The organism is Klebsiella sp. WP3-W18-ESBL-02, assembly GCF_014168815.1.
GTDB lineage: Bacteria > Pseudomonadota > Gammaproteobacteria > Enterobacterales > Enterobacteriaceae > Kluyvera > Kluyvera ascorbata_B.
The window spans coordinates 586,952-600,213 of sequence record NZ_AP021972.1 but is presented as its reverse complement, the minus strand read 5'-3'; the positions used below and the strand labels follow the sequence as shown (position 1 = coordinate 600,213).

The window sequence follows — 13,262 nt, the reverse complement described above, 5'->3', positions numbered from 1 at the left end:
ATCTGCTCCCCTTAACTTAAGCGCTGATGCCAGTGATTTTCACATCAGTGAACCACTGACGATGGCCCTGCTGCTTACGGTAGTGTTTACGACGACGAAACTTAACAATTTTAACTTTCTCGCCACGACCGTGAGCAACAACTTCAGCTTTGATAACGCCGCCATCAACGAAAGGAACGCCGATTTTGACTTCTTCACCGTTTGCGATCATCAGAACTTCAGTGAAATCAACAGATTCACCAGTTGCGATGTCCAGCTTTTCCAGGCGAACGGTCTGACCTTCGCTTACTCGGTGTTGTTTACCACCACTTTGGAAAACCGCGTACATATAAACTCCGCTTCCGCGCACATCTTCGTGTGATTCAGAGTGCGCTATAAATATTCACAATAGGGCGCGAATATTACGCAAAACGCGAGCCTTTGACAAGTGCTACCATCAATAGATGCAGAAAAAAAACACAACGCACACGGCAACGTTTATCTGGCGCGTTTTTTCAGTACAATCGTACTTACAACTCTAACGTAAAACCTTCGTTATCCCGTATGGATAAGTGGTAAACAGGACATTAAGCCCGGCTTTTGCGATGAATTTACAAAAAATCAATGAGTTAACCGCGCAGGATATGGCGGGAGTCAATGCGACGATTCTTGAGCAGCTCAACTCGGACGTCCAGTTGATCAACCAGCTAGGCTATTACATCGTGAGCGGCGGTGGAAAACGGATTCGTCCGATGATCGCCGTGCTGGCCGCCCGCGCCGTTGGCTATCAGGGAAATGCCCATGTCAAAATCGCCGCGCTGATCGAATTTATTCATACCGCAACGCTGCTGCATGACGATGTGGTTGATGAGTCCGATATGCGCCGCGGCAAGGCCACGGCCAATGCCGCCTTTGGCAACGCGGCCAGCGTGCTGGTTGGCGACTTTATCTACACCCGCGCCTTCCAGATGATGACCAGCCTCGGTTCACTGAAGGTGCTGGAAGTCATGTCCGAAGCGGTCAACGTCATTGCCGAAGGCGAAGTCCTTCAGTTGATGAACGTTAACGATCCGGACATCACCGAAGAAAATTACATGCGCGTGATTTATAGCAAAACTGCGCGCCTGTTCGAAGCTGCCGCTCAGTGTTCCGGACTGCTCGCAGGCTGTACGCCAGAGCAGGAAAAAGGTCTGCAGGACTATGGCCGCTACCTGGGCACCGCCTTCCAGCTGATCGACGATCTGCTCGACTACAGCGCCGATGGTGAGACGCTGGGTAAAAACGTTGGCGACGACCTGAATGAAGGCAAACCGACGCTGCCGCTACTGCACGCCATGCGTAACGGTACGCCGGAACAGGCGCAGCTGATTCGCGGTGCCATTGAGCAAGGTAACGGCCGCCATCTGCTGGAGCCGGTGCTGGAAGCTATGGCCGCCAGCGGTTCACTGGAGTGGACCCGCCAGCGCGCCGAAGAAGAAGCCGATAAAGCGATTGCTGCCCTGGCACCGCTGCCTGACTCCCCATGGCGCGACGCGCTCATTGGGCTCGCCCATATTGCCGTTCAGCGCGATCGTTAATCCTTTCCCCGCGCATCGCGCGGGAAAGTTCTTAAAAGCATCCAATAACGTCTATTCACGCCTGAAAATTAACGTTTTCCTAATTTTCCATAACTTACACGAACTTTTTAGAATCTTCATGAAAAGCGCGATAAAGTACATTCTTCGCCCAATCTGGCGATTTAAACAGCGCTCTCAGGGAGGAAGTATGGATAAATTTATCGACTGGCATCCGGCGGACATCATCGCCGGGCTACGCAAAAAAGGCACCTCAATGGCCGCAGAATCGCGCAAAAACGGCCTGAGCTCATCAACGTTGGCTAACGTGCTCTCACGCCCCTGGCCAAAGGGAGAAGTGATTATTGCGAAGGTTCTGGAGACGGAACCGTGGGTCATCTGGCCGTCGAGATATCACGACCCGGTGACGCATGAGTTTATCGACAGAACGCAGGCGATGCGCCAGCCAAAGAAGGACACCGCATAAAAAAGCGCCCTCCGGGGTTCCGGAGGGCGCTTCACAACGGCGGGCAGAGATTACTCGCCTTTAACGCGTTCGATGTTTGCGCCTAACGCACGCAGCTTATCTTCAATGCGTTCATAGCCGCGATCGATGTGATAGATACGGTCAACAACGGTGGTGCCCTGAGCAATACAGCCCGCCAGCACGAGGCTTGCGGAAGCACGCAGGTCGGTTGCCATCACCTGAGCGCCGGAGAGCTGCTCAACGCCGTGGCAAATCGCGGTGTTGCTTTCGATTTCCGCGCGTGCGCCCATACGGATCAGTTCCGGAATGTGCATGAAACGGTTTTCGAAGACGGTTTCCGTGATCACGCCGGTCCCTTCCGCCACCATATTCAACAGCGTGAACTGCGCCTGCATGTCGGTCGGAAACGCCGGGTGCGGCGCAGTACGCACGTTCACCGCTTTCGGGCGCTTGCCGTGCATATCAAGGCTAATCCAGTCGTCACCCACTTCAATGTCGGCACCGGCTTCACGCAGCTTGGCCAGCACCGCGTCCAGCGTATCCGGCTGTGCGTTACGGCAGACAATTTTACCGCCGGAGATCGCCGCCGCCACCAGGAAGGTGCCGGTTTCGATACGGTCAGGCAGGACGCGATAAACGCCGCCGCCCAGACGTTTCACGCCTTCGATGGTGATACGGTCGGTACCCTGACCAGATACCTTGGCGCCCATCGCGTTCAGGAAGTTCGCCGTATCGACGATTTCCGGCTCGCGCGCGGCATTTTCAATAATGGTGGTGCCTTCCGCCAGCGTCGCTGCGGTCATGATGGTGACGGTCGCGCCTACGCTGACCATATCCATAACGATATGCGCGCCTTTCAGACGACCGTTGACGGACGCTTTGACGTAGCCCTCTTCCAGCTTAATTTCCGCGCCCAGCTGTTCAAGACCAGAGATGTGCAGATCGACCGGACGCGCGCCGATGGTGCAACCGCCCGGCAGCGAAACCTGACCCTGACCGAAACGCGCCACCAGCGGGCCCAGCGCCCAGATAGACGCACGCATGGTTTTAACCAGCTCGTAAGGGGCACAGAACACGTTAACCGAGCTGGCGTCAATCCATACGGAACCGTTGCGTTCAACCTTCGCACCCAGCTGCGTCAGCAGCTTCATGGAGGTATCCACGTCTTTCAGCTTCGGTACGTTCTGGATCTCTACCGGGTCTTCAGCCAGCAGTGCGGCAAAAAGAATCGGCAGGGCAGCATTTTTGGCACCGCTAATGGTGACCTCACCCTGAAGGCGAGTTGGCCCCTGCACACGAAATTTATCCATCAAATCTTATCTCTGTTAAGTATTCACGTTCGCCACCGGAAAAGTGTTCACACTTTTCCCATGGCTCAAAAGCCGTTGAGTTTGCGATCGCGCGCCCATTCTTGCGGGGTATACGCTTTGATCGACAGGGCATGAATGCGGTTGTCCGCAAGGTACTCCATCAGCGGGCCATAGATAGTCTGCTGCTTCTTAACCCGGCTCATGCCGTCAAACATCTCACCCACGGCAATCACCTGGAAGTGGCTACCGTCGCCAGAAACGAGAACTTCCTGAAGGGAGAGTGCATTCATCAGCACGGTCTGAATTTCATTATTTTCCATAGGTTCACATTTCATTTGAGAGTGAAAACAGCCCCACATCTTAGAGGAAAGTGGCGCAGTCTTAAACAAGCAAAAAGCCCCATCGTTAAGATTGATGGGGCTTTAGGAGTATTGGAAACAATAACGTGCTGAAATTTTTAAGGGATCATATCTTCAGGTAGATTATACAACCCTTTCAGCGTCGCCACTTTTTCGCTTACGCCCTCCAGCGTCACCTTGCGTCCCTGAGAGCGAATCAGATCGACCAGGTGCACCAACAGGGCCAGACCGGCGGTATCGACGCGGCGAAGATCGCTGAGGTCTATCACCGACACGCCCTGCGTCGCCTCGTTTCTGGCCTCCCATAGCGGCACCAGAAAGTCCTGATCCAGTTCGCCGTGCAGCGCAAGGCGTTCACCTTCGCGCGTCCAGCTCAGCGATTCGGCCATTATTTTTTCTGTTCCAGGGTAATCGGCTGCGCAGAGATGGATTTCAGCTGCGCGGTCAGGCCGTCAATGCCTTTAGTACGCAGCAGGTCGCTCCATTCGTTCTGCTTGGTGGTGATCATGCTCACCCCTTCCGCAATCATATCAAACGCCTGCCAGTTACCCGTCTGGGTATTTTTACGCCACTGGAAGTCCAGTCGTACCGGCGGGCGGCCGTTCGGATCGATGATGGTAACGCGGATAGGCAAAATGCTCGCATCGCCCAGAGGCTGTTCCGGCGCAATCTGGTAGGTCTGACCGTGGTACATCGCCAGCGCCTGACCGTACGCCTGTTTCAGGTATTCACGGAAAGCAGCGAAATAGGCTTCGCGCTGCGCCGGGGTCGCATCTTTGTAGTAACGGCCCAGCACCAGCGCACCGGCATATTTTACCTGCACATACGGCAGCAGTTCCTGATCGACTACCTCACGCAGGTAGTTCGGATTAGCGCGAATTTTAGGCTGCTCATTCTTCAGGCGATCGAATGTTTTCTGCGCCGCTTCGTTCATCAGCTTGTAAGGGTTAGATTGGTCCGCCGCCGTCGCCGCCGTTAACGGTGCAATCACCAGCATGGCGACCATCAGTAAACGTTTAAACATATCGAGTATCTCCTGAGATTAATTCGTCGCGCCAGTTGCCGGCGTCGCCGTATCAGTATGTCCATCTGTGGATGCCGGCGCATCGCCTGAATTCTTATTGTCGCCACCTTTGCTGTTGTAAAGGAACTGCCCAATAAGATCTTCCAGCACCATCGCTGATTTGGTGTCCTGAATGACGCCGCCGTCTTTAAGAATAGACGTTCCCAGCTCTGGGTCTTCAAAACCCACGTTCAGCGCCAGATACTGCTCGCCCAGCAGGCCCGAAGTTCGAATCGCCAGCGAACTGGTATCGGGGATGTGGTTGTAGCGATCTTCAATATCAATAGCCACGCGGGGTAAGTAGGTTTTCGGATCCAGGCTAATATCGGCCACCCGGCCAATGACCACGCCGCCAATCCGCACCGGCGAACGCGCCTTCAGGCCGCCGATGTTATCGAAGGTGGCGTAAATGCGGTAGGTTGGCTCTGATTTTATGGACGACACGTCCGCCGCCTTCAGGCAGACAAACAGCGCCGCCAGCAGGGCCACCAGCAGAAAAATACCGACCCAGATTTCACTCTTTTTCGTTTGCATTCACTCAATTCCCAAACATCAGTGCCGTCAGCACAAAGTCCAGCCCAAGAACCGCCAGCGACGCATGCACCACGGTACGGGTGGTCGCCCGGCTGATTCCGGCAGAAGTGGGGATCGCATCGTAACCGTTAAATAACGCAATCCATGTCACCGTAATGGCGAAAACCAGGCTCTTAATCAGGCAGTTCACCAGATCGAGACGCCAGTCCACCGCATTTTGCATTGCCGACCAGAAGAACCCGGCATCAATGCCTTTCCAGCTTACGCCCACCAGCGAACCGCCCCAGATGCCCACCGCCACAAAGATAATCGTCAGCAGCGGCAGCGAGATCACCCCCGCCCAGAAGCGCGGCGAGATGACCCGACGCAGCGGATCCACCGCCATCATCTCCATACTGGAGAGCTGTTCGGTGGCACGCATCAGGCCAATTTCCGCCGTTAGCGCTGAACCGGCACGGCCGGCAAACAGCAGCGCGGCGACAACCGGCCCCAGCTCGCGCAGCAGCGACAGCGCGACCAGCATACCGAGACTGGTCTCTGCGCTGTAGGTGGTCAGCACCAGATAGCCCTGCAGGCCCAGCACCATGCCGATAAATACGCCCGACACAATGATGATAACCATAGACAGCACGCCGACGTTATACAGCTGGCGCACCAGCAACGGCGCGTGCTTGCGGAACTCCGGCTTGCCAACGATGGCATTGAACAACATTAACCCGGCTCGCCCGAACGTCGCGATGGTCTTGATCCCGCGATGTCCAAGCGCTGCCAGTGCATTTAACAGCATGAGTCGATTAACTCCCTGTGCCGATGAGGTCGCGGCGATAGTCGCCCGCAGGGAAACGGAACGGCACCGGGCCGTCGGCGATCCCGTCGAGGAACTGACGCACTCGAGGATCGTCATTTTCCTGCAACGAAGTGGCGCTGCCGTGAGCGATGATTTTGCGATCCGCCATGATATAGGCAAAATCAGCAATACTCAGCACTTCCGGCACGTCGTGGGAAACCACAATACAGGTGACACCCAATGCGCTGTTGAGTTCAGAAATCAGCTTCACCAGCACGCCCATGGTGATCGGATCCTGGCCGACGAAAGGCTCATCGAACATGATCAGATCCGGCTCCAGGGCAATCGCCCTGGCCAGCGCAGCGCGCCTGGCCATCCCGCCGGAAAGCTCGGAGGGCATCAGTTTCGCCGCCCCGCGCAGGCCAACGGCCTCCAGCTTCATCATCACCGTACTTTTTAATAACGGCGCGGGCAGCTGGGTGTGCTCGCGGATCGGGTACGCCACGTTGTCAAACACGTTCATGTCGGTAAACAGCGCACCGGACTGAAACAGCATACTCATCCGTTTACGGACAGTATAAAGACGGGAACGCGACATGTGCGGCACGTTCTCGCCATCAAAGAGGATCTCTCCGCTGTCCGGGGGAATTTGCCCGCCGATCAGGCGCAGCAGCGTGGTCTTGCCAATCCCCGACGGCCCCATAATCGCGGTAATTTTTCCGCGCGGCACCGACAGCGAGATATTGTCGAAGATCACCCGACTGCCACGGCTGAACGTGACGTCGCGCATATCGACCAAATTCTCGATAGTGTGGCTCATAGGCTTACCTTTCCAGGTCCTTAAGGGGAATCATTTCCCACTCGATTGCGCATTCTTACAGAATCCTAGCCGCACGGGTTAACGAAATCTGGCATTTGTTTTACTTTTACGGCTCATAAAGTCAAAATTAAGAATTCGTTACGTCCAGACGTGCGGACCGACGATTATACCTGAAGAAAGGACTTTAGATGCTCTTAGCCACGGCTCTGTTAATTATTGGTTTACTTCTGGTGGTCTACAGCGCCGATCGCCTTGTGTACTCCGCCTCCATTCTGTGCCGTGCTCTGGGCGTTCCTCCGCTGATTATCGGTATGACCGTGGTCAGCATCGGTACTTCGCTGCCGGAAATCATCGTCTCCGCCGCCGCCTCGTTGCATGGCCAGGTTGACGTCGCCGTTGGCACCGCCATCGGATCCAATATCGTCAATATCCTGCTGATCCTCGGCCTGACCGCGTTGTTCCACCCTTTTACCGTGCATTCTGATATCCTGCGCCGCGAAATACCGCTAATGTTGGTCGTGAGCCTGCTGGCCGGGTATGTTCTCTATGATGGCGAACTCTCGCGGTTTGACGGTATCTTTCTCATCGTTCTGGCGGCGCTATGGCTGCTGTTTATCATTAAGATAGCGCGCCTGGCCGAACGTCAGGGCAATGATAAATTTACGCAGGAGCAGTTGGCCGAGCTGCCGCGCGACGGTTCGCTCCCCGTCGCCTGCTTATGGCTTGGCGTTGCGCTGATTATTATGCCGATGGCAACCCGAATGGTGATTGATAACGCCACGGTGCTGGCGAACTTTTTTGCCATGAGCGAACTGACCATTGGTCTGACAATCATTGCACTTGGCACCAGCCTGCCGGAGCTGGCAACCGCCATCGCCGGCGTGCGCAAAGGTGAAAATGATATTGCGGTCGGTAATATCATCGGCTCGAATTTCTTTAATATCGCTATCGTTCTGGGCATCCCCGCCCTTATCGCACCGGGGTCGTTTAACCCGCTCGCGTTTACCCGGGACTATGGCGTAATGGTTGTGGTGAGCGTGGTCTTCGCCCTCCTGTGCTGGCGTCGACGCCAGATAGGCCGCGGCGCGGGCTTACTGTTGATCGGCGGGTTTGTTGCGTGGCTGGCGCTGCTCTATGGGGCAATGCCGCTCTTCATCGAATGAATCGGGATAACACTATGTCGCAAATAGATTTGCAGCCAAATTTCGACTTCCAGCATGCCGGAAGAGACGTTCTGGCGATTGAACGGGAAGGGCTGGAACAGCTCGATCAATACATTAACCAGGATTTCAGCGACGCCTGCGAGAAGATCTTCTACTGCACCGGCAAAGTTGTGGTCATGGGGATGGGGAAATCAGGCCACATCGGCCGCAAAATGGCGGCCACCTTCGCCAGCACCGGCACCTCTGCCTTCTTCGTCCATCCCGGCGAAGCGGCGCACGGCGATTTGGGCATGGTCACGCCGCAGGATGTGGTTATCGCGCTGTCTAACTCCGGCGAATCAAACGAAATTCTGGCGCTCATTCCGGTACTTAAACGCCTGCGTGTGCCGCTGATTTGCCTCACCAGCCGCCCGGATAGCAGCATGGGCCGCGCGGCGGATATTCACCTGTGCGTGAAGGTGCCGCGAGAAGCCTGTCCGCTCGGGCTGGCGCCGACGTCCAGCACCACCGCTGCGCTGGTGATGGGCGATGCGCTGGCCGTCGCGTTACTCAAGGCCCGCGGGTTTACCGCCGAAGATTTTGCTCTCTCACACCCCGGCGGCGCACTGGGTCGCAAGCTTCTCCTGCGCGTTAACGATATTATGCATACTGGCGATGAAATTCCGCACGTCAGTCCGGACGCATCGCTGCGCGATGCGCTGCTGGAAATTACCCGCAAGAATCTGGGGATGACGGCCATCTGCGACGACAATATGCAGATTAAAGGTATTTTCACCGACGGCGACCTGCGACGCATTTTCGACAATGGCGTCGACGTGCGCAGCCTCGGCATTGCCGACGTCATGACGCCGGGCGGTATCCGCATTCGTCCGGGTATCCTGGCGGTCGACGCGCTGAACCTGATGCAATCACGTCATATCACCTGCGTGCTGGTTGCCGATGGCGACCATCTGCTAGGTGTGATACATATGCACGACCTACTGCGCGCAGGCGTAGTGTAATCAAGGATATAAATAATGAGTAATGCTGTCGCATCGGTCGCTACCTGCTACGGGCCGGTGAGTCCACAATTTATCGCGAAGGCGGAGAAAATCCGCCTGCTGATCCTCGACGTCGATGGAGTGCTGTCCGATGGCCTTATCTACATGGGCAACAACGGCGAAGAGTTGAAGGCCTTCAACGTTCGCGATGGTTACGGCGTACGCTGTGCCCTTACCTCCGACATCGAAGTGGCGATTATTACCGGGCGAAAAGCTAAACTGTTAGAAGACCGCTGCGCGACGCTCGGCATCACGCATCTCTATCAGGGTCAGTCGGATAAGCTCATTGCCTACCGTGAACTGCTGGCGAAGCTTGATCTTCAGCCAGAGGAAGTGGCCTACGTGGGCGACGATCTGATCGACTGGCCGGTCATGGCAGAAGTCGGTCTCAGCGTCGCGGTAGCGGACGCGCACCCGCTGCTGCCACCGCGCGCTGATTACGTCACGCGTATTGCGGGAGGCCGCGGCGCGGTTCGTGAAGTCTGCGATCTGCTGCTGCTGGCGCAAGGGAAGCTGGACGAAGCCAAAGGGCAATCCATATGAGTAAAACCAGACGTTGGGTTATCATTCTGCTATCGCTGGTGGCGCTTGTCCTGATCGGCCTTAATCTTGCCGATAAAGAAGACAGCGGCCCGGTGACAACAAACGCTGGCGATCCAACTTATAAAAGCGAGCATACCGATACGGTGGTGTACAGCCCCGAAGGCGCGCTCTCCTACCGGTTAATTGCCGAACACGTGGAGTATTTTTCCGATCAGAGTCTGTCGTGGTTTACTCGCCCCGTACTGACAACATTTGACGCCGCCAAGGTGCCAACCTGGTCGATTAAAGCCGATAAAGCGAAGCTGACCAACGACCGCATGCTGTACCTCTACGGGCACGTTGAAATCAACGCGCTGACAGAAGACGCACAACTGCGTAAGATTACGACGGATAATGCCCAGGTAAACCTGATAACTCAGGATGTTTCCTCTGACGATCTGGTGACGTTATACGGCACAACATTTAATTCCAGCGGCCTGAAAATGCGCGGCAATTTACGCAGCAAAAACGCCGAGCTGATTGAAAAGGTTAGAACCTCTTATGAAATTCAGAACAAACAAACTCAGCCTTAAGCTGGCGCTCGTCGCTTCTCTGCTGGCCGCTAGCCTGCCGGCCATGGCGGTGACCGGCGATACCAATCAACCGATTCACATTGAATCCGATCAGCAGTCGTTGGATATGCAGGGCAACGTCGTGACCTTTACCGGCAACGTCGTCGTCACCCAGGGCACAATCAAAATTAACGCTGACAAAGTGGTCGTGACCCGCCCTGCGAATCAGCAGGGTAAAGAAGTTATTGAAGGCTACGGCAATCCGGCCACCTTCTACCAGATGCAGGACAACGGCAAACCGGTGAAAGGCCATGCGTCGAAAATGCGCTATGAGCTGGCGAACGACTTCGTGGTGCTGACCGGCAACGCTTACCTTGAGCAGCTCGACAGCAACATCAAGGGCGACAAGATCACGTACCTGGTCAAGGAACAGAAAATGCAGGCGTTTAGCGATAAAGGCAAACGCGTGACCACCGTTCTGGTGCCATCCCAGCTGCAGGACAAGTCCAAAGATCAGGCTCCGGCACAGAAGAAGAGTAACTAATCCGTTATGGCGACATTAACTGCAAAAAATCTGGCGAAGGCCTACAAAGGCCGCCGCGTAGTGGAAGATGTCAGTCTGACCGTGAATTCCGGTGAGATTGTGGGTCTGCTTGGGCCAAACGGCGCGGGTAAAACCACCACCTTCTACATGGTGGTTGGGATCGTGCCGCGCGACGCGGGCAATATCATCATTGATGACGAAGACATCAGCCTGCTGCCGCTGCACGCGCGCGCGCGCCGGGGTATCGGCTATCTGCCGCAGGAAGCCTCTATTTTCCGCCGTCTGAGCGTTTACGATAACCTGATGGCCGTGCTGCAAATCCGCGACGATCTGAGCAACGAACAGCGTGAAGACCGTGCTAAAGAGCTGATGGAAGAGTTCCACATCGAGCATCTGCGCGACAGTCTGGGCCAGGCGCTATCCGGCGGGGAACGCCGCCGCGTCGAAATCGCCCGCGCGCTGGCGGCAAACCCGAAATTTATCCTGCTGGATGAACCGTTTGCCGGCGTAGACCCGATTTCGGTTATCGACATTAAACGTATTATCGAACACCTGCGCGACAGCGGCCTTGGCGTACTGATTACCGACCACAACGTCCGTGAAACGCTGGCGGTGTGTGAACGCGCTTATATCGTCAGCCAGGGGCATCTGATTGCCCACGGTACCCCTCAGGAGATCCTACAAGACGAACATGTTAAACGCGTGTATCTTGGGGAAGACTTCAGACTCTGATAGGGTAGTGGTTAACGACGTTAGCGGGAGATATTCGTTCTGAACATGAAGCAAGGTTTGCAATTAAGGCTCAGCCAACAGCTTGCCATGACGCCACAGCTGCAGCAGGCTATTCGTCTGCTGCAGCTGTCTACGCTGGAACTTCAGCAGGAACTCCAGCAGGCGCTGGAGAGCAACCCCCTGCTCGAGCAAACCGATCTTCACGAAGAAGTAGAAACTCAGGAAGCCACCGATCACGAAACGCTGGACAGCGTTGACGCGCTGGAAAAGCCCGATATGCCCGAAGAGCTGCCGCTTGACGCCAGCTGGGACGAGATCTATACCGCCGGGACGCCTTCCGGCACCGGGGCCGACTACCAGGACGACGAGCTGCCGGTTTACCAGGGCGAAACAACCCAGTCGCTGCAGGATTACCTGATGTGGCAGGTTGAACTGACGCCGTTTACCGATACCGACCGCGCCATCGCCACCTCCATCGTCGACGCGGTGGACGACACCGGCTACCTCACCGTTTCCGTGGAAGATATTCGCGAAAGCATCGGCGACGACGAGATTGGCCTCGATGAAGTGGAAGCGGTGTTGAAGCGTATCCAACGCTTCGATCCGGTAGGCGTCGCCGCCAAAGATCTCCGCGACTGTTTGCTGATCCAGCTTTCCCAGTTCTCACCTACGACGCCGCGTCTTGATGAAGCTCGCCTAATCATCAGTGAGCATCTGGATCTGCTCGCCAACCATGACTTCCGTTCGCTGATGCGCGTCACGCGGCTGAAAGAAGACGTGCTGAAAGAAGCGGTCGATCTGATCCAGTCATTAGATCCGCGCCCCGGCCAATCGATCCAGACCGGTGAACCTGAATACGTCATTCCTGACGTGCTGGTGCGTAAGGTGAACGATCGCTGGGTGGTGGAACTGAACGCCGACAGCATCCCGCGTCTGCAGATTAACCAGCACTATGCGGGCATGTGCAATAACGCCCGCAACGACGCCGACAGCCAGTTTATCCGCAGCAACCTGCAGGAAGCGAAGTGGCTGATTAAGAGTCTGGAAAGCCGCAACGACACGCTGCTGCGCGTCAGCCGCTGCATCGTTGAACAGCAGCAGGCCTTTTTCGATCTTGGCGAAGAGTATATGAAACCGATGGTGCTGGCGGACATCGCCCAGACCGTCGAAATGCACGAGTCCACGATTTCGCGTGTTACCACGCAGAAGTATTTGCATAGCCCACGGGGCATTTTCGAGCTTAAGTATTTCTTCTCCAGCCACGTCAGCACCGAGGGCGGCGGCGAAGCCTCGTCCACGGCGATTCGTGCACTGGTGAAGAAATTGATTGCCGCGGAGAATCCCGCAAAACCACTGAGCGACAGTAAACTGACCACCATGCTCTCTGAACAGGGTATCATGGTGGCACGGCGCACCGTTGCAAAGTACCGAGAGTCTTTATCCATTCCGCCGTCTAACCAGCGTAAACAGCTGGTCTGACACTACTGATAAGGAAGACACTATGCAGCTCAACATCACTGGACACAACGTCGAAATTACCGAGCCAATGCGCGAATTCGTGAATGCGAAATTCAGCAAGCTGGAACAATTCTTCGAGAGGATCAATCAGGTCCATATTGTGTTAAAAGTGGAGAAATTGACGCACATCTCGGATGCTACACTGCACGTTAACGGGGGCGAACTTCATGCCAGCGCGGAAGGGCAGGATATGTACGCCGCTATCGACGGTTTAATCGATAAACTGGCGAGACAGTTAAACAAGCACAAAGATAAACTAAAACAACATTGATTGTCCGA

18 protein-coding genes are annotated in these 13,262 nt (G+C 55.6%); 10 read left to right on the top strand and 8 right to left on the bottom strand.

The genetic code is table 11. The annotated features are described in order from the left end of the window. Positions 1–16: 16 nt before the first annotated feature. The gene (rplU, locus tag H7R56_RS02960; protein ID WP_106927248.1) at positions 17–328 is read right to left on the bottom strand and encodes a 50S ribosomal protein L21; all 312 of its coding nucleotides are present in this window, start codon (positions 326–328) and stop codon (positions 17–19) included. 256 nt (positions 329–584) lie between these two features. On the opposite strand from rplU, the gene ispB reads away from it, so the two are divergent. After that, on the top strand, positions 585–1,556 hold the full coding sequence (ispB, locus tag H7R56_RS02955; protein WP_106927250.1) for an octaprenyl diphosphate synthase: 972 nt from the start codon (positions 585–587) through the stop codon (positions 1,554–1,556). A 187-nt stretch (positions 1,557–1,743) separates the two neighbouring features. After that, the gene (gene sfsB / locus H7R56_RS02950) at positions 1,744–2,019 is read left to right on the top strand and encodes a DNA-binding transcriptional regulator SfsB (RefSeq protein WP_106927252.1); all 276 of its coding nucleotides are present in this window, start codon (positions 1,744–1,746) and stop codon (positions 2,017–2,019) included. A 50-nt stretch (positions 2,020–2,069) separates the two neighbouring features. Here sfsB and murA read toward each other — a convergent pair whose 3' ends face one another. The 7 genes from murA to mlaF form a co-directional block, all read right to left on the bottom strand. After that, on the bottom strand, positions 2,070–3,329 hold the full coding sequence (murA, locus tag H7R56_RS02945; protein ID WP_106927254.1) for a UDP-N-acetylglucosamine 1-carboxyvinyltransferase: 1,260 nt from the start codon (positions 3,327–3,329) through the stop codon (positions 2,070–2,072). A 65-nt stretch (positions 3,330–3,394) separates the two neighbouring features. Then, positions 3,395–3,649, bottom strand: coding sequence for a BolA family iron metabolism protein IbaG (gene ibaG, locus H7R56_RS02940; RefSeq protein ID WP_035891140.1), 255 nt, complete (start codon positions 3,647–3,649; stop codon positions 3,395–3,397). Between the two features lie 137 nt (positions 3,650–3,786). Beyond that, the gene (mlaB, locus tag H7R56_RS02935) at positions 3,787–4,077 is read right to left on the bottom strand and encodes a lipid asymmetry maintenance protein MlaB (protein ID WP_106927258.1); all 291 of its coding nucleotides are present in this window, start codon (positions 4,075–4,077) and stop codon (positions 3,787–3,789) included. Further along, positions 4,077–4,712 carry a phospholipid-binding protein MlaC gene (mlaC, locus tag H7R56_RS02930; RefSeq protein ID WP_106927260.1) on the bottom strand — a complete coding sequence of 212 codons (636 nt, stop codon included), beginning with the start codon at positions 4,710–4,712 and terminating at the stop codon, positions 4,077–4,079. The genes mlaB and mlaC overlap by 1 nt, the downstream gene beginning before the upstream one ends. Before the next feature lie 18 nt (positions 4,713–4,730). Then, a complete protein-coding gene (gene mlaD / locus H7R56_RS02925; RefSeq protein ID WP_106927262.1) occupies positions 4,731–5,285 on the bottom strand; it encodes an outer membrane lipid asymmetry maintenance protein MlaD in 555 nt (184 codons plus the stop codon). A 4-nt stretch (positions 5,286–5,289) separates the two neighbouring features. After that, positions 5,290–6,072, bottom strand: a complete 783-nt coding sequence (gene mlaE / locus H7R56_RS02920) for a lipid asymmetry maintenance ABC transporter permease subunit MlaE (RefSeq protein ID WP_106927265.1) — start codon at positions 6,070–6,072, stop codon at positions 5,290–5,292. 7 nt (positions 6,073–6,079) lie between these two features. Further along, the gene (gene mlaF / locus H7R56_RS02915) at positions 6,080–6,892 is read right to left on the bottom strand and encodes a phospholipid ABC transporter ATP-binding protein MlaF (protein ID WP_106927267.1); all 813 of its coding nucleotides are present in this window, start codon (positions 6,890–6,892) and stop codon (positions 6,080–6,082) included. A gap of 188 nt (positions 6,893–7,080) precedes the next feature. Between mlaF and H7R56_RS02910 the strand changes: the two genes are divergently transcribed. Genes H7R56_RS02910 through hpf form a run of 8 tightly spaced genes read left to right on the top strand, consistent with a single transcriptional unit; the run spans position 7,081 to position 13,254 of the window. Then, positions 7,081–8,055 (top strand): calcium/sodium antiporter, encoded by a 975-nt coding sequence (locus H7R56_RS02910; RefSeq protein WP_106927269.1) that lies wholly within the window; start codon positions 7,081–7,083, stop codon positions 8,053–8,055. 14 nt (positions 8,056–8,069) lie between these two features. Further along, entirely contained in the window at positions 8,070–9,056 is a 987-nt protein-coding gene (gene kdsD, locus H7R56_RS02905; protein WP_106927271.1) for an arabinose-5-phosphate isomerase KdsD, read from the top strand. Between the two features lie 15 nt (positions 9,057–9,071). Continuing rightward, the gene (gene kdsC / locus H7R56_RS02900) at positions 9,072–9,638 is read left to right on the top strand and encodes a 3-deoxy-manno-octulosonate-8-phosphatase KdsC (protein ID WP_106927273.1); all 567 of its coding nucleotides are present in this window, start codon (positions 9,072–9,074) and stop codon (positions 9,636–9,638) included. Beyond that, entirely contained in the window at positions 9,635–10,210 is a 576-nt protein-coding gene (lptC, locus tag H7R56_RS02895) for an LPS export ABC transporter periplasmic protein LptC (RefSeq protein ID WP_106927275.1), read from the top strand. Before kdsC ends, lptC begins: the two co-directional genes overlap by 4 nt. Next, on the top strand, positions 10,179–10,733 hold the full coding sequence (gene lptA / locus H7R56_RS02890; RefSeq protein WP_106927277.1) for a lipopolysaccharide ABC transporter substrate-binding protein LptA: 555 nt from the start codon (positions 10,179–10,181) through the stop codon (positions 10,731–10,733). Before lptC ends, lptA begins: the two co-directional genes overlap by 32 nt. Positions 10,734–10,739: 6 nt before the next feature. Beyond that, positions 10,740–11,465: an LPS export ABC transporter ATP-binding protein gene (lptB, locus tag H7R56_RS02885; RefSeq protein ID WP_035891167.1), complete on the top strand. Its 726-nt coding sequence runs from the start codon at positions 10,740–10,742 to the stop codon at positions 11,463–11,465. A gap of 45 nt (positions 11,466–11,510) precedes the next feature. Beyond that, complete coding sequence (gene rpoN, locus H7R56_RS02880; protein WP_106927279.1) at positions 11,511–12,944, top strand: RNA polymerase factor sigma-54; 1,434 nt, start codon at positions 11,511–11,513, stop codon at positions 12,942–12,944. Positions 12,945–12,966: 22 nt separating this feature from the next. After that, positions 12,967–13,254, top strand: a complete 288-nt coding sequence (gene hpf, locus H7R56_RS02875; RefSeq protein ID WP_106927280.1) for a ribosome hibernation promoting factor — start codon at positions 12,967–12,969, stop codon at positions 13,252–13,254. Positions 13,255–13,262: the final 8 nt, after the last annotated feature.